Here is a 19,095-nt window from a genome sequence, read left to right on the forward strand (position 1 = left end):
GGCGTGGCCTGGGCAGTCAACGTGAGCGTAGTGACGCGCTGCGGTTTCGTACTCGACGTGGGCGGTGTTGATGGTGATGCCGCGCGCTTTTTCTTCCGGTGCCGCATCGATCTGGTCGTATGCTTTGGCTTCGCCGCCGAATTTCTTCGACAGCACCGTTGCGATCGCAGCGGTCAGCGTGGTTTTACCGTGGTCGACGTGGCCGATGGTGCCGACGTTGACGTGCGGCTTGGTCCGTTCGAATTTACCTTTTGCCATTTTATTCTTCCTTAGAACAATGATTTAAATATGCGGACCGGAACTGTTCCCGGTCCGCAAAAGAATTACTTGGATTTCGCGGTGATGATCGCGTCGGTGACGTGTTTAGGCGCTTCCGTGTAGTGCTTGAATTCCATCGTGTAGGTGGCGCGGCCTTGCGTTGCGGAACGCAGCGAGGTCGAGTAACCGAACATTTCGGACAGCGGCACTTCAGCTTTGATGATCTTGCCACCGCCGCCTGGGATTTCGTCCATGCCCTGCACCATGCCGCGGCGGGACGACAGATCGCCCATCACGGAACCGGCGTAGTCTTCCGGCGTTTCCACTTCCACCGCCATCATCGGCTCCAGAATGACAGGCGACGCTTTGCGGCAACCGTCTTTGAAGGCCATCGAAGCGGCCATCTGGAACGCGTTTTCGTTCGAGTCCACATCGTGGTACGAACCGAAGAACAGCGTGACCTTGACGTCGACCACTGGGTAGCCGGCCAATACGCCCGAGTTCAACGTACCGCGCACACCCTTTTCAACCGCAGGGATGTACTCGCGTGGCACGGTGCCGCCCTTGATGGCGTCAACGAACTCGAAGCCCTTGCCCGGTTCTTGCGGCTCGATCTTCAGGACCACGTGACCGTACTGACCACGACCGCCCGACTGCTTGACGAACTTGCCTTCGGATTCTTCGCAGACCTTGCGGATCGTTTCGCGGTAAGCCACTTGTGGCTTGCCGACGGTCGCTTCGACGCCGAATTCGCGCTTCATGCGGTCAACGATAATTTCCAGGTGCAACTCGCCCATACCACCGATGATGGTCTGGCCCGATTCTTCATCGGTCTTGACGCGGAACGAAGGATCTTCCTGTGCCAGGCGGTTCAGCGCCAGACCCATTTTTTCCTGGTCGACCTTGGTCTTCGGTTCCACGGCCTGTTGAATCACCGGCTCAGGGAAGATCATTTTTTCCAGCGTGATGAACGACGATGGATCGCACAGGGTTTCGCCCGTGGTCGCGTCTTTCAGGCCGACCGCGGCGGCGATGTCGCCGGCGTGGACTTCCTTGATTTCTTCGCGCTGGTTGGCGTGCATCTGCAGAATACGACCGAGACGTTCCTTCTTGTTCTTGATCGGATTGTAGACCGTGTCGCCCGACTTGATGGAGCCCGAGTAGACGCGGAAGAAGATCAGCTGGCCGACGAACGGGTCGGTCATGATCTTGAACGCCAGCGCCGAGAACTTCTCGTTGTCGTCAGCTTTGCGGCTGGTCGGCTGGTCGTCTTCATCCATGCCCTGAACCGGCTTGATGTCGACTGGCGACGGCAGGTATTCGATGACGCCGTCGAGCATGGCTTGCACGCCCTTGTTCTTGAAGGCGGTGCCGCACATCATAGGAACGATTTCCGACGCCAGCGTACGCATGCGCAGGGCGGCCTTGATCTCGGCTTCGGTCAGGTCGCCTTCTTCCAGGTACTTGTTCATCAGCTCTTCGGACGCTTCGGCGGCCGCTTCGACCATCTTCTCGCGCCACTCGGCGGCTTGTTCAGCCAGCTCAGCGGGGATTTCGCGGTAGTCGAACTTCATGCCCTGCGACGCGTCGTCCCAGTAGATGGCTTTCATCTTGACCAGGTCGACCACGCCGAGGAAGTTCTCTTCGGCGCCGATCGGGATCTGCAGCGGGATCGGGTTGGCCTTCAGGCGGGCGCGCATCTGGTCGTAAACTTTGAAGAAGTTCGCGCCGGTACGGTCCATCTTGTTGACGAAGGCCAGACGTGGCACTTTGTACTTGTTGGCCTGACGCCATACGGTTTCCGACTGTGGCTGCACGCCGCCGACTGCGCAGTAAACCATGCAGGCGCCGTCGAGCACGCGCATCGAACGTTCGACTTCAATCGTGAAGTCGACGTGGCCCGGCGTGTCGATGATGTTGATGTGGTGCTCAGGGAAATTGTTAGCCATCCCTTTCCAGAAGCAGGTCGTCGCGGCGGACGTGATCGTGATGCCGCGCTCTTGTTCCTGCTCCATCCAGTCCATGGTGGCGGCGCCATCGTGAACTTCACCGATCTTGTGGTTCACGCCCGTGTAGAACAGGACGCGTTCGGTGGTGGTGGTCTTACCTGCATCGATGTGAGCCGAAATACCGATATTGCGGTAGCGCTCAATGGGGGTCTTGCGGGCCATAATTAATCCTAAATCTTTTAATGGACAAAACCGAGCAGCATTTTCTGTGACAAAAATGAGCCCGGCCTCGAACAACAGATAACAACCGGATCACGAATGAGCCGGCCGATTTTATTAGAAGCGGAAGTGCGAGAACGCCTTGTTCGCTTCAGCCATGCGGTGCACTTCATCGCGCTTTTTCATCGCACCGCCGCGGCCGTCGGCCGCTTCCATCAGCTCACCGCCGAGGCGTTGTGGCATGGATTTTTCGCTGCGCTTGTTAGCGGCTTCGCGCAACCAACGCATGGACAGGGCCATACGACGCACTGGGCGAACTTCAACCGGCACCTGGTAGTTTGCACCACCGACGCGACGCGATTTGACTTCGACGAGCGGCTTGGCGTTGGCGATCGCGGTAGCGAACACTTCCAGCGGATCCTTGCCCGATTTGGTGGCGATGTGCTCGAAAGCACCGTAGATGATGTTTTCAGCGACCGATTTTTTACCGGACAGCATCAGCACGTTAACAAATTTCGCAACATCCGTATTACCGAATTTTGGATCTGGCAAAATTTCGCGCTTGGGTACTTCACGACGACGTGGCATATCAATTCCTTTCAATCTTCAGTTGAGGTGCGTTTCATCGCACACTCGCGGACGACCATCATGGTCTTCCACTTACTCGACCAGATGCGGTCGACTACATTCACTTAGCTTAATGCCACTGAGCGAAACTTATTTAATGCAGATTACTTCTTGCCCGGCTTGGCGCGTTTGGTACCGTACTTCGAACGCGACTGCTTACGGTCTTTGACGCCCTGGGTATCCAGTGCACCGCGAACCATGTGGTAACGCACACCCGGCAAATCTTTGACACGGCCGCCGCGCAGCAGAACGACGCTGTGCTCTTGCAAGTTGTGGCCTTCGCCGCCGATGTACGAAATGACTTCGAAACCGTTGGTCAGACGCACTTTGGCGACTTTACGCAAAGCCGAGTTAGGCTTCTTAGGAGTGGTGGTGTACACACGGGTGCACACGCCACGTTTTTGCGGGCTGTTTTCCAGCGCCGGCGATTTGCTTTTCACGGTCAGAGCGACACGTGGATTGCGAATCAGTTGATTGATGGTTGGCATCGTTATAAATCCAACAAAATTACAACATGAATAACCCGAATCGACGATCCGGGGACTAAAAATGAGTCCGACTCTCAAACAAACACAGCGGAGGCGCAAACAGCCACTCGCGGGGAGCGGCCACCAAGCACGTAAACGTTGTGCAGATTAAATTGAGAACTCGCGAGTATAGACGGGGTTGCGGCGGCGGTCAACCACTTTCGGCGCCGCGGCGACCCCGGGCGCGGACAATAAATGACGGCGGATCAAGAGCTTAGCACGCAAAAGCTGGCCCGCGACGCGGGAACGACTGATAATAGCGAACATTTTTCACACCACGGTTTCTATGCGATCCCTGCTGCGCCCCGCCCCGCTGTTTTTGCTCCTGACGTATCTGCTCCTGTCGGCCGTGCCCTTCGTGCCGGCGCTGCTGGGTAAACCCATCGCCCATCCGTGGCAGGTGGTGCTGGTCGAGGCCCTGTCCTGGGCGCTGGCCTGGTCCCTGTTCCAGCGTCCGGCCTGGTTCCACTGGCTGCTGATCCCCGCCTTTTTGGCGCTGCCGACGGAAGTCTATCTGTTCACCTTCTACGGCCAGGGCATCTCCACCCACCACCTCGGCATCATCGCCGAGACCAGCCCGCGCGAAGCGATGGAATTCCTCGGCGGGAAAGTATGGCTGATGGCCGGCGTGATGCTGGCCGTGATCGCGTGGTGGAGCGTCGCCCTGCTGGCCGCGCGCCGCAGTCCGACGCTGGCCTGGCGCGGCCGCAGCCGTCCGATCGCGCTGGCGGCCCTGCTGCTGCTGACCGCCGTCTGGGGCTACGGCTATGAATTCGGCATCCGCGCCAAGCCGGCCGCCACCGCGCACAGCGCCGGCGCCCGCCAGGCCGCCGCCGCCCATCCGATGGCCTCGGCCAGCGGCTCGGGCAGCGCGGTCGCGAAAAAGCCCGCCGCCTCGCCACCGGCGGCGGCGCCCTCTATTAGTATGAGCAAGGCCGGCGTGGCCGCCTCCGGCTTCGGCGACGGCGCCTCCGACGACGACGAGGAAGACGCCGCCGACGAGGACAGCAGCCCCGAACACGCCGCCATCGCGGCGGCCGGCGACTTGCCGTGGCCGGCGCCGCCGCTGGCCTACTGGGCCCGCTCGCCGGTCGACTTCGACACCTTCGCCAGCACCTGGCCCTTCGGCCTGATGGCGCGCGGCATCGACTTCTACAAGGAACGCAAGCACCTGTCCGAACTCGGCGAGCGCAACCGCAACTTCAGCTTCGGCGCCCGCCAGGCCGAGCACAACGTCGCGCCCGAAATCGTCATCATGGTGATCGGCGAATCGGCCCGCTACGACCGCTGGAGCATCAACGGCTACGAACGCGACACCAACCCGCTGCTGTCGAAGCAAAGCAATCTGGTGACGCTGCCCGACGTCATCACGTCCGTGTCGGCGACCCGGCTGTCGGTGCCGGTGATCGTCTCGCGCAAGCCGGCCACGCAGGCGCTGAAGGACGGCTTCGCCGAAAAATCCTTCCTCACCGCCTACAAGGAGGCCGGCTTCAAGACCTACTGGCTGTCGAACCAGATCTCCTTCGGCCAGTTCGACACGCCGGTGTCGGTGTTCGCCAAGGAGGCCGACGTGGTGCAGTTCCTGAACCTGGGCGGCTTCACCAACAACTCCAATTTCGACCAGATATTACTCGACCCGCTGAAACGCGCCATCGCCGACCCGGCGCCGAAAAAGCTGATCGTGCTGCACACGCTGGGCAGCCACTGGAACTACAGCCAGCGCTACCCGCAATCGTTCGACCGCTGGCAGCCGTCGCTGTTCGGGGTCGACAAGCCGGTCTACACCGACCGGGAAATCAAGCCGCGGCTCAACAACAGCTACGACAGCTCCATCCTCTACACCGACTGGTTTCTGTCGCACGTGATCGACACGCTGCGCGACACCGGGCAGCTGACGTCGATGATGTACGTGGCCGACCACGGCCAGACGCTGTACGACGGCACCTGCAACCTCGCCTTCCACGGCCACAACACGCAATTCGAATTCCACGTGCCGGCCCTGGTCTGGTACTCGGACCAGTACCGCGAGCGCTACCCGGACAAGGTCAAGCAGCTGCTGCGCCACCGCAAGGCGCGGCTGGCGACGGAAAACGTCTTCCACACCCTGCTCGACCTGGGCGACATCCACTACCCCGGCGAGCGGCCCGAATGGAGCTTCGTCAATCCCAAGTTCAAGCAGCACAAGCGCTACGTCGACAGCTACGGCTGGACCAACTACGACAACGCCACCATCAAGGGCGACTGCCGCGAAGTGATCGACAAGAGCAAGCCGCTGAAGCAGGAAAAATAGCGCCGACGTGGCCCGCCCATGCGCGGCGACTTCGGCCACCGCATCTAAGCTGGGGCCGCCCCCGACTCACGGTCCCAGACTTTATCGCAGTCGCCGGGATGCGCCATGTAGTCGCTGAGCCAGTCGTGCACGCGGCGCGCCTGGTCCGCGATATCGGCGCCGAAGCCGCGCGCGGCCAGCAGCGCGATGCCGTTGGTCTCGGCCAGCACGCCGGGCGCGATGTGCAAACGCGATTGATCGCCGCCGGGCGCGCTCACGCACAGCGGCGTCAGGCTCCCGGCCAGCAGCGGCGCCAGCACCAGATTGTGCGACGAGACGATCACGCGTCCCGATTGCGCCAGCTTGTGCAGCACCGCCGCCGCCGCCGATATCGATTCCAGATGATTGGTGCCCCTGAAAATTTCATCGATGATGAACAGCGCCGGCCGGCCGCCGGCGGCCCGTGCCAGCAACTCGCGCGCGCGCCGCAGCTCGGCGATGTACAGGCTCTCGCCGCTGACCAGCGAGTCCTCGGTCTGCATGCTCGAATACACCGGCATCAAGGCCATGCGCGCCGCGTCGGCATAACAGAAACCGAAGGCGCGCGCGACCACCATGTTCAGGCCCACGCCGCGCAGCAAGGTGCTCTTGCCGATGCCGTTCTGCCCGGAGATAAAGGCGCCCTTCCCCGCCAGCGCGAACGACAGCGGCGCCGCCCCGGCCAGCAGCGGATGGACCATGGCCTCCAGCGCGAGGCCGCCATCGATGTCGTCATCAACGTCGGCCCAGCAGTGGCGCGGCGTCTGCGCCAGATGCCGCGCCAGCGCGAGGTCGGCCTCCAGTTCCGCCAGCAGCCGATAGCTGTCGCGCAAAAAGTCGCGGTGCAGCAGCACCACGTCGCGGCTGGCGAAATAGTGGCGCACGTTTTGCAGCCATAGCCAGTCGGCATATTCGCGCGCGGCCGGCACCACCTTTTCCAGCGACGAGCGCGCGAGGGCGCGATTGATTTTGCCGGCGCGGGCGCGCCCGGCGCGGAAGGCCTGCGCATACGGATCGTCGAGCGCCGCCAGCAGGCTATGGGCGCGCAGCATCTGCTGCAAGGCTTGCAGCGAGCTTTCCCACTGCTGCACGCTGTCGTACCAGCGCATCTGCACCAGCATCAGCGCCACCCACAGCGCCACCACGACCAGCCACAGCGGCCCCCACCCCAGCGCCAGAACGGCGACGGGACTGAGAAGAAAGGCCAGCGGCAGCCAGCGCAGATGCGCGGCCCAGCGCGGCGCGGCATCGTGCGCGGCGCCGAACAGCAGCGCGCTCACTTCCGACGTCGCGTGGCGCAGGCTTTCGCAGCCGCGCGTGAGCAGCGCCAGGCGCGGCGCATCGTGCGCCAGGGCGCCTACCCGCTCCACGCTGGCATCGCCGGCGCGGCCGGTGCGCAGGCGCCGATGCAGCATCTGCTGGCCGAAGATGCTGGTCTGCCGCGCCAGCCGGTCGCTGTACTGGTCGAGCAGCAGGTCGCTCCAGGTGGCGTCGTCCACCGCCGTGTCATCGGCGGCGGCGGCGGCGGCGGCGGCGCCAGTGTCGATGACGGCGCCGGCCAGCGTGCGATGGTATAGCGCGACATCGCTGGCCGCGAACGGGAAATCTGCAGGCGCCGCCGACGCAGGCCTCAGCCAGGCCAACATGAGCGACCAGCCGCGCACCATCGGCCGCGGCCATTGTAAAGACAGATTCATATCACCTTGGTGGACGTTGCGATGATGCCAGATAGTCATGATGTCGAAAATATCAAGCCCATGCCGCTTGTCCGCGCCCCGGCGTCCCGCCCGCCCGGACGCCCGGGTGGACAACGGACGGACAAACGGACACCGTCGCGGATAAAAGCATCATATGAATCAATAACTTAATGATTGGCACAATTCGTGCATTAAACGCACATCCACCATCCAACGCCACGACCGCCCCTACCGCCATGATACGAGACACCTCCTCTCAAGACGCCGTCCTCACCGCCCCCGCCGGCCAGCGCGGCAAACGCCGCCTGCTGTGGGCCGGCGCCGCCATCGTGCTGGCGACCGTGGCCGCGCTGCTGGTGCACGGCTGGCGCAACAGCGAACACTCGGTCAGCGCGGCGCGCCTGCGCATCGCCACCGTCGGCCGCGGCACGCTGGTGCGCGACGCCGCCGTCAACGGCCGCATCGTCGCCGCCATCAGCCCGACGCTGTACGCGGCCTCGCCGGCCACCGTCACGCTCAAGGCGCAGGCCGGCGACACCGTCAAGAAAGGCGACGTGCTGGCCGTGCTGGAGTCGCCCGACCTGGCCGACGCGCTGAAAAAAGAGCAATCCATCTACGAGCAGCTGGAGGCGGAAGTGGCGCGCCAGCGCATCCTCGCGCGCAAGCAGCAGTTGCTGGCGCAGCGCGACGCCGACACCGCCGAAATCGACCGCCTGTCGGCGCAGCGCACGCTGGAACGCTACCAGGCCGTGGCCAACGACGGCGTGATCGCCAAGATCGACTACCAGAAAGCCAAGGACGCATTGAGCTCCGCCGAGATCCGCGCCAAACACGCCGGCCTGGCCTCGACGCTGGAAGGCGACAACGTCGCCCTCGAACTGAAAACCAAAATCCAGCAGCTGACCAGCCAGCGCCTGACGCTGGCCAACGCCCAGCGCCGCGTCGACGAGCTGACCGTGCGCGCGCCGGTCGACGGTTTCATCGGCACCCTGTCGGTGGCCAACCGCAGCGTGGTGCCGGCCAACACGGCGCTCATGACCCTGGTCGACCTGTCGAAGCTGGAAGTGGAGCTCGAAGTACCCGAAACCTATGTCGCCGACATCGGCTTGGGCATGCGCGCCGAGATCAACACCGGCGACGTCCACGCCACCGGCAAGCTGTCGGCGCTGTCGCCGGAAGTGGTGAAGAACCAGGTGCTGGCGCGAGTGCGTTTCGACGGCGCCCAGCCGGCCGGCCTGCGCCAGAACCAGCGCGTCACGGCGCGTTTGCTGATCGACGAAAAAGCCAATGTGCTGCTGGTGCAGCGCGGCCCCTTCGTCGAATCGGAGGGCGGCCGTTACGCCTACGTGGTGCGCGACGGGATCGCCGTGCGCACTCCGGTCACGCTGGGCGCGAGCAGCGTGTCGTCGGTCGAAATCGCCGCCGGCCTGAAGGTCGGCGACCAGATCGTCATCGCCGGCACCGAAACGTTCGAGAACGCGGCCCGCGTCGCCATCAACCAATAATCCGCCATTCCACCGCACATCCACGCACACCCATCGAAGAGGCCCGCCATGCTGCGCATGCATAACCTGAGCAAAGTCTATCGCACCCACATGATCGAAACCCACGCGCTGCGCGGCTTCGAGATCAACGTCGAACAGGGCGAATTCGTCACCGTCACCGGGCCGTCCGGCTCCGGCAAGACCAGCTTCCTCAACATCGCCGGCCTGCTCGAGGAATTCAGCGGCGGCCAATACATCCTCGACGGCGTCAACGTGCAGGGCATGAACGACAACGCCCGCTCGCGCCTGCGCAATGAAAAACTCGGCTTCATCTTCCAGGGTTTCAACCTGATCCCCGACCTGTCGCTGTTCGACAACGTCGACGTGCCGCTGCGCTATCGCGGCTTCAACCGCGCCGAGCGCAAGGAGCGCATCGAGGACGCGCTGGCCAAGGTCGGCCTGGCCTCGCGCATGAAGCACTATCCGGCCGAGCTGTCCGGCGGCCAGCAGCAGCGCGTGGCGATCGCGCGCGCGCTGGCCGGCTCGCCCAAGCTGCTGCTGGCCGATGAACCGACCGGCAACCTCGATACGCAGATGGCGCGCGGCGTCATGGAACTGCTCGAGGAAATCAACGCCCAGGGCACGACGATATTGATGGTGACCCACGATCCCGAACTGGCCGTGCGCGCGCAGCGCAACGTCCACATCATCGACGGCCAGGTGTCGGACCTGGTGCGCAAGGCGCCGACGCTGTTTGACGCCGGCGACCATGCCCACGTCAACGCCCGTACGGCATAAGGAGCGCCGCATGTTCCACTATTATTTTCTGCTTGGCCTGCGCAGCCTGCGGCGCAACCCGGCGCTGACGGTGCTGATGGTGCTGACGCTGGCCGTCGGCGTCGCCGCCAGCGTGTCGACGTTGACCATCCTGCACGTCATCTCCGGCAATCCCATGCCCGACAAGAGCGAGCGCCTGTTCTCCATCCTGGTCGACAACGGCCCGCTCGAAGGCTACAAGGTGGGCGACAAGCCGAACGACCGCCAGCTCAGCTACCGCGACGCCGTCAATTTCCTCAACAGCAAAGTGGGCCAGCGGCGCGTGGCGCTGTACGGCGTGGGCGGCCCGGTCCAGCCGGACAAAAAGGAAATCGGCGTCTTCACCGCCCACGGCCTGGCGCCCAGCGGCGACTTCTTCGCCATGTTCGACACGCCCTTCCTGTACGGCCAGGGCTGGAACGCGGACGCCGACCGCAGCGGCGCCGACATGGTCGTGCTGAGCCGCGCGCTGGCCGAAAAACTGTACGGCGGCGCCAATCCGGTGGGCCGCCGCATGTCGCTGTTCGGCTTCCAGTACCAGATCACCGGCGTGCTCGATACCTGGCGGGTGGTGCCGCGCGTGCACCACGTGCTCAGTTCCGGCGGCCCCTTCGGCGCGGAAGATGAATTCTATATTCCCTTCGCCAGCGCGATCCGCCACCAGACCAGCCATGACGGCGGCATGAGCTGCGTGACGTCGGTGGCGCCGGGCTACCAGGCCATCCTCGATTCCGAATGCACGTGGGTGCAGTCGTGGATAGAGATGCGTTCGGACGCCGACCGCGGCGAGCTGCAAAACTACGTCGACAATTACGCCGACGACCAGCGCAAGCTGGGGCGCTTGAAACGCCACGCCGCCAACCACCTGTACACGGTGACGCAGTGGCTGGACTTTCTGAAAGTGGTGGGCAACGACAGCCGCCTGCAGGCGTGGCTGGCGTTCGGCTTCCTGCTGCTTTGCCTGGTCAACACGGTCGGCCTGCTGCTGGCCAAATTCTCGGTGCGCGCCGCCGAAGTGGGCATACGCCGCGCGCTGGGCGCGTCGCGCCGCGAAATCTTCCGCCAGTTCCTGATCGAGACCACCGTCGTCGGCCTGGCCGGCGGCCTGTTCGGCCTGGTGATGGCCTACGGCGCGCTGGCCCTGATCGGCATGCAGTCGGCGACGCTGCACGTGGTCGCCCACATGGACCTGAGCATGCTGGCGCTGACGTTCGCGCTGTCGGTGCTGGCGGCGGTGCTGGCCGGCCTGCTGCCGACGTGGCGCGCCTGCCAGGTGACGCCGGCGCTGCAGCTGAAATCGCAATGACCCCGCCCTCCTCCTCACACTGGAACCATCATGGAAATCCGTCCCATCCTGTCCGCGCTGCTGCGCAATAAAACCGGCGCCATCCTGATCGTGGTGCAGGTGGCGCTCAGCATGGCCATCCTCAGCAACGCGCTCCACATCGTCCAGGGCCGCCAGGCCATGGCGGCCCGCGCCAGCGGCGTCGCCGACGAGCCCGACGTGTTCTACGTGAACGTCAAGCGGCTGCGCCTGGGCGACGCCGGCGAACAGCAAGCGACCCAGAAGCGCCAGAGCGCCACGCTGCGCGGCGTGGCCGGGGTGGTCTCGGTGGCCAACGTCAACCAGACGCCGCTGTCGCGCTCCGGCAGCACCACCGGGGTGGCCGCCACGCGCGACTCGACCGCCTCCGACATCTACGCCGCCATGTACGTGGCGCCGGAATCGATCGTCAAGACCTGGGGCCTGCGCCTGGTCGAGGGCCGCGACTTCAATGCCGACGACATCCTCGACATCGACCTCGACACCAGCGAAGCCTATCCGGCCACCGTGATCGTGACGCGCACGCTGGCGGCCAAGCTGTGGCCGGGCAGCGCCAGCGCGCTCGGCAAAATCCTCTACACCGGCAGCGCCGAACGGGTCAAGCAGGCGCGCGTGGTCGGCGTGGTCGACGCGCTGCAAACGCCGGGCGCGCAGATCGACGCCTACGGCGGCTATTCGATGATCGTGCCGGCACGCCTGACCGGCAGCGACCCGGACGCGCTCTACGCGGTGCGGGCCGAAGCGGGCCAGCGCGACCGCGTGATGAAGGAGGCCGAGGCGGCGCTGCGGGCGGCGTCGGCCGAGCCGCTGGTGATCGGCGCCGTCAGCATGGACGACGACCGCGCCAAGCGCTACCGCGCCGACCACGCGCTGGCGTGGATGCTGATCGCCGTCAGCGTGCTGCTGCTGCTCATCACCGCCAGCGGCATCGTCGGTATGGCGAGCCTGTGGGTCACGCAGCGGCGCAAGCAGATCGGCGTGCGGCGGGCGCTGGGCGCGCGGCGCATCGACATCCTGCGCTACTTCATCACCGAGAACATCATGATTACCAGTATCGGCGTGGCGGCCGGCGTGCTGCTGTCGCTGGCGCTGAACCAGCTGCTGGTGAGCAGCCTGGAAATGGCGCGCCTGCCGCTGGCCTACCTGGGCGGCGGCGCCATCGTGTTCTGGCTGCTCGGCGTGGCCGCCGTGTACGGCCCGGCGTGGCGCGCCGCCAGCACCTCGCCGGCGCTGGCCACGCGCAGCACCTGAGCCAGCGCGCACGCCGGAGGCAAGAGCGGGGGTCAGACCCCGCTCAAGGTCGGTGGCCGCAGTCCGCGCCTCGGCGGCGGGGTCTGACCCCGATGGCACGTGCCCGCGCCAGCCGATGCCCACCGCCGCGCCCACCAAGCAAGCCGACAATGTTATGCTAAGCCCATGCCTACAGTACTCATCATCGACGACAATTCCGCCATCGCCATCGCGCTCGACGTGCTGTTCTCGCTGCACGACATCGTCGCGCTGCGCGCCGCTACGCCGCAGCAGGGCCTGGCCGTGCTGGAGCAGCGCGCCGGCCAGATCGACCTGGTGATCCAGGACATGAACTTCAGCGCCGACACCACGCCCGGCGAGGAAGGCACGGCGCTGTTCCGCGCGATCCGCGCGCGCCATCCCGAGCTGCCGGTGATTTTGCTGACGGCGTGGACCCACCTCGACGCGGCCGTCGAACTGGTGCGTTCCGGCGCCGCCGACTATCTGGCCAAGCCCTGGGACGACAACCGCCTGATGGCGACGGTGCACAACCTGATCGAGCTGGGACGGGCGCGCCGCGCCCTGCAGCAGCACGCGCTGCTGGAACTGCAGCAGCGCCGCGAGCTCGAACGCGGCTACGACTTGCGCGGCATGGTGTGGCGCGACCCGGCCACCGAACGCGTCATCCACCTCGCCTGCCAGGTGGCGAGGGCCGACGTACCGGTGCTCATTTCCGGTCCCAACGGCAGCGGCAAGGAAGGCATCGCCGCCATCATCCAGGCCAATTCGGCGGTGCGCGACGGCCCCTTCGTCGTGCTCAATTGCGGCGCGCTGCCGGCCGAACTGATAGAGGCCGAACTGTTCGGCGCCGACGCCGGCGCCTACACCGGCGCGTCCAAGGCGCGCGAGGGCAAGTTCGAGGCGGCCGACGGCGGCACCCTGTTCCTCGACGAAATCGGCAACCTGCCGCTGGCTGGGCAAATGAAGCTGCTGCGGGTGCTGGAAACGGGCCGCTTCGAGCGCCTGGGCTCGAACCGCGAGCGGCAGGTCAAGGTGCGCGTGATCTCGGCCACCAACGCCGACCTGCCGGCGATGATCAAGGCCGGCAGCTTCCGCGAAGACTTGTACTACCGGCTCAACGTGATCGAGCTGCGCCTGCCGCCGCTGGCCGCGCGCCCGGCCGACATCCTGCCGCTGGCGCGCCACTTCCTCGGCCTGACCGGCAGCAAGACGCTGCACGCCCAGGCCCAGGCGACGCTGCTGGCGCACCCGTGGCCGGGCAATGTGCGCGAGCTGAAAAACGTGATGGCGCGGGCCTGCCTGCTGGCCGCCGGCGCCATCATCCAGGCCGCCGACCTCGACCTGCCCGTGCCGCTGACGGCGGCCGCCGTCGCCACCGCGGCCGAGCCCGAGCGCGAGCCGGACCGCGACGCCATCGCCCAGGCCCTGAGCCGCGCCCACGGCGTCGTCGCGCAGGCCGCCGCCGAGCTGGGCCTGTCGCGCCAGGCGCTGTACCGGCGCATGGAGCGGCTCGGCATCGCCCGTCCGTGATGGACGACGCCGACACCGCCGCAGCGGCAGCGGCAGCGGCGCGTGACGATGACGCGCCGTCCGCGCGCCGCGCCCGCGCCGCCGGGCCGGTGCCGCCGGTGCCGCCTGCGCCGCCCTCCGGCCCGCGCCCGAAAGGCTTGCGCCTTTCGCTGCTGACGCGCTGGTCGGCCCTGATCGGCACGCTGCTGACGGTCGGCATCCTGATCGCGCTGGCGCTGACCCGGCTGCTGCCCGGCCAGCCCGGCCTGGTGCTGGCGATCTGCCTGCTGTGCGTGCTGCCGCTGTCCATCATCACCATCCGCGCCCAGCTCGAACACATGTTGTCGCTGTTCCGCGCGCTGACGGGCACCGTCACCAGTTACCAGGACGGCGATTTTTCCTTCAGCCTGCACTGGCCGCAGAACGATGAGCTGAGCGACCTGGTGGCGGCCCACAACGCCCTCGGCGCCGTGCTGCGCGAACAGCGCCTGGACCTGGTGCAGCGCGAGCTGCTGCTCGACACCATGGTGCAGAACACGCCGGTGGCGATGCTGCTGGTGCGCGAAGGCGGCCCGGTGGCCTACGCCAATATCGCGGCGCGCCAGCTGCTGGGCGAAGGCCGCCGCCTCGAAGGCCACCGCTTCGACGCCCTGCTGGCGCAGGCCACGCCGGCCCTGCGCGAGGCGCTGGCGCGCGGCGGCGACGGCCTGTTTTCCAGCGGCGTAGGCGAGGACGAGGAAGTGTTCCACCTGGCGCGGCGCCAGTTCAACCTGAACGGCCGCCGCCACGAATTGCTGCTGCTGCGCCAGCTGACCCTGGAGTTGCGGCGCCAGGAAGTGCAGACGTGGAAGAAAGTCATACGCGTCATCAGCCACGAATTGAACAACTCGCTGGCGCCGCTGACGTCGCTGGCCCACTCGGGCGCCGAGCTGGTGCGGTGCGGCCAGACCGAGCGGCTGCCGCAGATCCTCGCCACCATCGAGGACCGCAGCCGCCACCTGGAAACCTTCATCCTCGGCTACGCCAGCTTCGCCAAGCTGCCGACGCCGCGCCTGGCCGCGCAACAGTGGCTGCCCCTGCTGGCGCGGCTGGCCGACCAGGTCGCGTTCGGGCTGGCCGCCGAGCCGCCCGCCGAGCCGGCCGCCTTCGACGCGCCGCAGCTGGAACAGGCGCTGCTCAACCTGCTCAAGAACGCCCACGAATCGGGCTCGCCGGCCGCCGGCGTCGAGCTGGCCGTGCGCCGCGTGCAGGGCGTGGTGCGGATCGAAGTGCTCGACCGCGGCCCCGGCATGAGCGACACCGTGCTGGCCAACGCGCTGGTGCCGTTTTACTCGACCAAGCGCAGCGGCACCGGCCTGGGCCTGGCGCTGGCGCGCGAAATCGCCGAAGCCCACGGCGGCCGCATCACGCTGGCCAACCGCGACGGCGGCGGCCTGGCGGTGACGCTGATCCTGCCGCTGTCGCAGATCGGCAACGAAGCCGGCGCCGCCGCCGCCGTGCGCGCGGCCCCGCCCACGGGTGCGCCGGCCGGGGAGTAGTTCATCACTATTATTGTGATATTTGAATTTAAAATGTCCATTGGACTGAAAAACTTTCCTACCTTACAGTCAATTCCGGCCCTCCCGGCTTTGTGGGAGGCTCGGACATTTTTTGACCACTGGAGAGAAAGATGAAATTAAAACCCTTGATGGTTGCGGCGGCACTGGCGACCACGCTGGGCGCCCATGCCGCCACCCCCGTCACGTTGACCAACACCACCGGCAATACCTGGACCGGCAGCATCAGCGACACCCCCCTGCTCGGCGGCTTCACGGACGTGTTCACCTTCAGCAAACCCGCCACGGCCGGTTCCACGGTGCAGCTTGAATTCAGCAATCTGTCCACCAGCGGCCTGCCATCCGATCCCCTGTCCATCATGTTCACCTCGGCCACGCTGAACGCCACCCCGCTGTATCAATTCAGCTTCGCCAGCCCGGCCGGCTTCAGCCAGGGCTACTACCTGCCCGTCACCGCCCTCTCGACGGGCGGCCTCCTGACGCTGACGGTCACCGGCACCTCCTACGGCGGCAGTTATGCGGGCAACATCAACCTGACGGTCAAGCCGGTGCCGGAGCCTGCCACCTACGGCATGCTGCTGGGCGGCCTCGGCCTGCTGGCACTGGTCCGGCGCAAAGGGCGGAGCTGATGCTCCACCCTTCCCTTTCACCCCAAGACGCCGCGGCGTCTTTTTTTATCGGCCGCTGCTACACTGGCGCATGAACCCGACTTCCGACCTCGTTTCCGCCGCCCGCTACGACCAGCCCGGCCACCCGCCCGCCACGATCACCGAATTCCAGGGCGTGCGCTTTCTCCACCTCGGCACCTCGTGGGTGCAGGGCGCGATGCGCCTGTCCAAGCCGGACGCGATCGAACTCGAATACGTGCAGATGATGATAGTCCCCTGGTCAATTTGACACACCCTGCGACCAGTTCAGGTGCTTCCTATCGCGCCAGCGTGTTAAAGTTGCTGCATTACCAACGCACTTAAGGGCTGCCGAATGGAGCCACTAAAATCGCTCAGTACGCTTACAGAGCCTGACGGCCGGTGGGCCACTTTTAGCTTAGGTCTGCCGAGGCTCTATGAGATCGTTGAGCGAATGACGCTGAACGACGACGTTCCAGAATACGTACTGGTTCAGTTTCAGCAAGCACAGCATCTGCTGGTCTATTCCCAACTTCAGTTCTCGCTTCTGACCGTCGCTCTGACTCAAGCTCTGATCGCAGTGGAGTTTGCACTCATGACCAGATGGAAGAACGACACGATGAGGCCACCAAGCAAACACAAGTCTCTACCCAGCCTGACGAAACTGCTCGAATATGCATTTGAGAAGGCCTGGCTCGACGGCTTTGACAGAAAACTATCGTGTTCCTTCCCTCACTGCGGAACTCGTCTGCCCACGGCGAATACAACCTAAACCCAATCGGAACGCTAGACCTTGTTCGGCTGTGTAGCAGCCTGATCCAACATCTGTTTCCACCTCGGTGCTAACACAAGCTCTCTGGTATTTAACTGAATTGAGATTGTGTTAGCACCGCGATGGCCTGCAAGCCGCATGGGTTTCTGCCCAATCCGCAAATAGTTGAAATAAAGCAATAAATCAGTGTACGATTTTGCGAGGGCTGGATAAGATTCTCTTGTCGATTTGACAAACTCAACAGGAGATTTCAGATGAATGCCGCTACCGAAAAGAAGCCTACGATCACCCTCGACAAAAAGCCGTCCACTGGCGAAGCATCTTCGCCTGCCGCATCTGAAGCGCCGACCGTCACCCCGGCCGAAAAGCTGAAAGCCTCGATCCTGCAACTGGATGCCGAGCGCACTGAACTGGTCAAGAGCACCATCGAGAACATGAAGCCAGGCAAGCCGCTCGATCATGCCGCCATCCGCGAAATCAATAAGATCGAAACGCGGAAGAACCGCCTGATCGTCGCACGCTTCGCCGGTCTGCTGAAGAAAGGCGATCCAACCGTGCAAGCCATCGTCCACCAAATCATCGAACTCTGACCGACCATGTTCATGAGTTGCGGCGCGACTTAAACGCGCTGCCGACGAACTGCCCAATGCGGAGATCACCGATGAAAACCATTAACCCGGTCCAACGGGACAGTACACCTCTCTATCAGCAACTGCTTGTCCTGATCCCAATGATCAAGGCGCTTGAAGATCGTCGCGAAGCGGAGGCCAGTCCGATGCCACCGTTGCTGGTAGAAATCGAGCGCCATAAGTGCGGATCATTGACGTTCGAGCTGAGTGATGCACCAGCCAATAACAGTGGCAGGCGGCCAGCAGAATTGACACTCGCGATCTACAACGGCAGCCGCAGCCGAATGCCGCTTACCTATCAGGACGCGTACATCGCTGCGTGGAGTTATTTGTCCCGAAGCACTCCGATGAACTCCACTGAATACGAGGCCATGTACAAAGCGTTCTTTCTGTCGTGGTACGTCCACCTCTTCGAATATGAGGACAACATCAAGACTTTGGGCTTGGCATGATCGGCGGCTACAACTGCGAGAGCATTCACGCCCAGATTTTCCACCGGCTGCTCGACGTGATACCGGACTTGCTCACCATCGACGACGTGGGTATATCCGAAGTGGACGGAATGCTGCCGCTGCACTTCGATGTCGTTTCTCGCGGTGCGGCTAAGCTGATCATCATGTTGGGCCATAGCTGTGCCGAATCGGGCGGCGTGGTCATCAATCCCGAAATGACCGTCGCCGTCTATCTAGACCGTAGCATGGCCGAAGCTCTCACCTACCGCGATACGTACATGTCCAACTCAGTCTATTCTCCGGACAGGAGCCATATCGACATTCTGGCGAAGCGTGTGCTGAACGACTACCTGCATACATGGCTCGGCAACCTCATCGGCGCAGGCCACTCGATCAAAGCGACGGAAGATCATGGCTGACAATTCAAAGACACGCAAACCGCTGTTCACACTCGGCCAGGTTGTCGCGACACCCGGAGCGATGAGCGCCATGTCTCAACTGGGCATCGCTCCACTAGACTTAATCCATCGACACATAACTGGTGACTGGGGCGATTTGGGCGTGGAGGATCAACAGCAAAATCTGCTGGCAATACGTTCCGACCTGCGAATATTCTCCAGCTACAAGATTGGCGCGTCGGTGAAAATCTGGGTCATCACCGAAGCCGACCGTTCGTCAACGACTCTACTTCTGCCGGACGAATATTGAGCTATGGCCGCTTTAACACGATAAATCCCGAGATAAAACATACCCAACCAGCAACATATTTTGTGACGTCGTTGTAACGACTGTAGGGCATTCTTGACTTTCTACAGTGCGGTGCTAACACGCTCAATCTAGTATTTAACCGACTAAAGATTGTGTTAGCACCGGCACTGTCGCGGGTACTTACAGTTCCGGCAGCATTTAATAAAATTGCACTAAATTTATCCTTTGAGCTAGATCGGGGGCTTAAGGTGAGCTCTAATAACTCGATTTTGACGGCGTAAAGCGGTGAGCAGGCCGCTTGCCCAATGTCGGCGGTTGTAACGGCCGATCCGGCGACGCGTGGGAAATGGCAAGGCAAGGAACAAACTGGGCGATCTGGGGGC

18 protein-coding genes and 1 pseudogene are annotated in these 19,095 nt (G+C 63.9%); 14 read left to right on the forward strand and 5 right to left on the reverse strand.

The genetic code is table 11. The annotated features are described in order from the left end of the window. From Q0S71_RS14340 to rpsL, 4 genes are all read right to left on the reverse strand, one after another. Positions 1–258: GTP-binding protein (locus Q0S71_RS14340; protein WP_295996845.1), on the reverse strand; the 258-nt coding region annotated here is incomplete at its 3' end. A 65-nt stretch (positions 259–323) separates the two neighbouring features. After that, complete coding sequence (gene fusA, locus Q0S71_RS14345; protein WP_295996853.1) at positions 324–2,429, reverse strand: elongation factor G; 2,106 nt, start codon at positions 2,427–2,429, stop codon at positions 324–326. 114 nt (positions 2,430–2,543) lie between these two features. Further along, positions 2,544–3,014, reverse strand: a complete 471-nt coding sequence (gene rpsG / locus Q0S71_RS14350) for a 30S ribosomal protein S7 (protein WP_295996855.1) — start codon at positions 3,012–3,014, stop codon at positions 2,544–2,546. A 143-nt stretch (positions 3,015–3,157) separates the two neighbouring features. Continuing rightward, the gene (gene rpsL / locus Q0S71_RS14355; protein WP_099792233.1) at positions 3,158–3,541 is read right to left on the reverse strand and encodes a 30S ribosomal protein S12; all 384 of its coding nucleotides are present in this window, start codon (positions 3,539–3,541) and stop codon (positions 3,158–3,160) included. Between the two features lie 325 nt (positions 3,542–3,866). Between rpsL and Q0S71_RS14360 the strand changes: the two genes are divergently transcribed. Next, entirely contained in the window at positions 3,867–5,870 is a 2,004-nt protein-coding gene (locus tag Q0S71_RS14360) for a phosphoethanolamine transferase (RefSeq protein WP_295996865.1), read from the forward strand. A gap of 44 nt (positions 5,871–5,914) precedes the next feature. Here the strand turns inward: Q0S71_RS14360 and Q0S71_RS14365 are convergent, their stop codons facing one another. Beyond that, positions 5,915–7,585, reverse strand: a complete 1,671-nt coding sequence (locus Q0S71_RS14365; RefSeq protein WP_295996868.1) for a DNA mismatch repair protein MutS — start codon at positions 7,583–7,585, stop codon at positions 5,915–5,917. Positions 7,586–7,821: 236 nt separating this feature from the next. Between Q0S71_RS14365 and Q0S71_RS14370 the strand changes: the two genes are divergently transcribed. The 13 genes and pseudogenes from Q0S71_RS14370 (at position 7,822) to Q0S71_RS14430 (ending at position 18,712) form a co-directional block, all read left to right on the forward strand. Further along, a complete protein-coding gene (locus Q0S71_RS14370) occupies positions 7,822–9,090 on the forward strand; it encodes an efflux RND transporter periplasmic adaptor subunit (RefSeq protein ID WP_295996871.1) in 1,269 nt (422 codons plus the stop codon). A 48-nt stretch (positions 9,091–9,138) separates the two neighbouring features. Beyond that, positions 9,139–9,867: an ABC transporter ATP-binding protein gene (locus Q0S71_RS14375; protein ID WP_295996874.1), complete on the forward strand. Its 729-nt coding sequence runs from the start codon at positions 9,139–9,141 to the stop codon at positions 9,865–9,867. A 10-nt stretch (positions 9,868–9,877) separates the two neighbouring features. Beyond that, on the forward strand, positions 9,878–11,191 hold the full coding sequence (locus tag Q0S71_RS14380) for an ABC transporter permease (protein WP_295996877.1): 1,314 nt from the start codon (positions 9,878–9,880) through the stop codon (positions 11,189–11,191). Positions 11,192–11,221: 30 nt separating this feature from the next. Beyond that, positions 11,222–12,460, forward strand: a complete 1,239-nt coding sequence (locus Q0S71_RS14385; RefSeq protein ID WP_295996880.1) for an FtsX-like permease family protein — start codon at positions 11,222–11,224, stop codon at positions 12,458–12,460. A gap of 165 nt (positions 12,461–12,625) precedes the next feature. Then, positions 12,626–13,990 (forward strand): sigma-54 dependent transcriptional regulator, encoded by a 1,365-nt coding sequence (locus Q0S71_RS14390; RefSeq protein WP_295996883.1) that lies wholly within the window; start codon positions 12,626–12,628, stop codon positions 13,988–13,990. Further along, entirely contained in the window at positions 13,990–15,507 is a 1,518-nt protein-coding gene (locus tag Q0S71_RS14395; RefSeq protein WP_295996904.1) for a sensor histidine kinase, read from the forward strand. Before Q0S71_RS14390 ends, Q0S71_RS14395 begins: the two co-directional genes overlap by 1 nt. 131 nt (positions 15,508–15,638) lie before the next feature. After that, positions 15,639–16,154: an FxDxF family PEP-CTERM protein gene (locus Q0S71_RS14400; RefSeq protein WP_295996886.1), complete on the forward strand. Its 516-nt coding sequence runs from the start codon at positions 15,639–15,641 to the stop codon at positions 16,152–16,154. A gap of 70 nt (positions 16,155–16,224) precedes the next feature. Beyond that, a pseudogene (locus Q0S71_RS14405) lies at positions 16,225–16,404 on the forward strand (spermidine synthase); the annotation flags it as partial. A gap of 201 nt (positions 16,405–16,605) precedes the next feature. Further along, complete coding sequence (locus Q0S71_RS14410; protein ID WP_295996890.1) at positions 16,606–16,923, forward strand: hypothetical protein; 318 nt, start codon at positions 16,606–16,608, stop codon at positions 16,921–16,923. Positions 16,924–17,177: 254 nt separating this feature from the next. After that, complete coding sequence (locus Q0S71_RS14415) at positions 17,178–17,513, forward strand: hypothetical protein (RefSeq protein ID WP_295996892.1); 336 nt, start codon at positions 17,178–17,180, stop codon at positions 17,511–17,513. Between the two features lie 71 nt (positions 17,514–17,584). Beyond that, positions 17,585–18,004: a hypothetical protein gene (locus tag Q0S71_RS14420; RefSeq protein ID WP_295996894.1), complete on the forward strand. Its 420-nt coding sequence runs from the start codon at positions 17,585–17,587 to the stop codon at positions 18,002–18,004. Next, positions 18,001–18,423, forward strand: coding sequence for a DUF1249 domain-containing protein (locus Q0S71_RS14425; protein WP_295996896.1), 423 nt, complete (start codon positions 18,001–18,003; stop codon positions 18,421–18,423). Before Q0S71_RS14420 ends, Q0S71_RS14425 begins: the two co-directional genes overlap by 4 nt. After that, complete coding sequence (locus Q0S71_RS14430; protein WP_295996900.1) at positions 18,416–18,712, forward strand: hypothetical protein; 297 nt, start codon at positions 18,416–18,418, stop codon at positions 18,710–18,712. The genes Q0S71_RS14425 and Q0S71_RS14430 overlap by 8 nt, the downstream gene beginning before the upstream one ends. Positions 18,713–19,095: the final 383 nt, after the last annotated feature.

Origin of the sequence: Rugamonas sp., assembly GCF_025354735.1 — a bacterium.
In the GTDB taxonomy this organism is placed as follows: domain Bacteria; phylum Pseudomonadota; class Gammaproteobacteria; order Burkholderiales; family Burkholderiaceae_D; genus Rugamonas.

Coding starts and splice junctions, on each gene's coding strand:
- fusA (WP_295996853.1), bottom strand. CDS start 2,429: ATGGCCCGCAAGACCCCCATTGAGCGCTACCGCAATATCGGTATTTCG.
- rpsG (WP_295996855.1), bottom strand. CDS start 3,014: ATGCCACGTCGTCGTGAAGTACCCAAGCGCGAAATTTTGCCAGATCCA.
- rpsL (WP_099792233.1), bottom strand. CDS start 3,541: ATGCCAACCATCAATCAACTGATTCGCAATCCACGTGTCGCTCTGACC.
- Q0S71_RS14360 (WP_295996865.1), top strand. CDS start 3,867: ATGCGATCCCTGCTGCGCCCCGCCCCGCTGTTTTTGCTCCTGACGTAT.
- Q0S71_RS14365 (WP_295996868.1), bottom strand. CDS start 7,585: ATGAATCTGTCTTTACAATGGCCGCGGCCGATGGTGCGCGGCTGGTCG.
- Q0S71_RS14370 (WP_295996871.1), top strand. CDS start 7,822: ATGATACGAGACACCTCCTCTCAAGACGCCGTCCTCACCGCCCCCGCC.
- Q0S71_RS14375 (WP_295996874.1), top strand. CDS start 9,139: ATGCTGCGCATGCATAACCTGAGCAAAGTCTATCGCACCCACATGATC.
- Q0S71_RS14380 (WP_295996877.1), top strand. CDS start 9,878: ATGTTCCACTATTATTTTCTGCTTGGCCTGCGCAGCCTGCGGCGCAAC.
- Q0S71_RS14385 (WP_295996880.1), top strand. CDS start 11,222: ATGGAAATCCGTCCCATCCTGTCCGCGCTGCTGCGCAATAAAACCGGC.
- Q0S71_RS14390 (WP_295996883.1), top strand. CDS start 12,626: ATGCCTACAGTACTCATCATCGACGACAATTCCGCCATCGCCATCGCG.
- Q0S71_RS14395 (WP_295996904.1), top strand. CDS start 13,990: ATGGACGACGCCGACACCGCCGCAGCGGCAGCGGCAGCGGCGCGTGAC.
- Q0S71_RS14400 (WP_295996886.1), top strand. CDS start 15,639: ATGAAATTAAAACCCTTGATGGTTGCGGCGGCACTGGCGACCACGCTG.
- Q0S71_RS14410 (WP_295996890.1), top strand. CDS start 16,606: ATGACGCTGAACGACGACGTTCCAGAATACGTACTGGTTCAGTTTCAG.
- Q0S71_RS14415 (WP_295996892.1), top strand. CDS start 17,178: ATGAATGCCGCTACCGAAAAGAAGCCTACGATCACCCTCGACAAAAAG.
- Q0S71_RS14420 (WP_295996894.1), top strand. CDS start 17,585: ATGAAAACCATTAACCCGGTCCAACGGGACAGTACACCTCTCTATCAG.
- Q0S71_RS14425 (WP_295996896.1), top strand. CDS start 18,001: ATGATCGGCGGCTACAACTGCGAGAGCATTCACGCCCAGATTTTCCAC.
- Q0S71_RS14430 (WP_295996900.1), top strand. CDS start 18,416: ATGGCTGACAATTCAAAGACACGCAAACCGCTGTTCACACTCGGCCAG.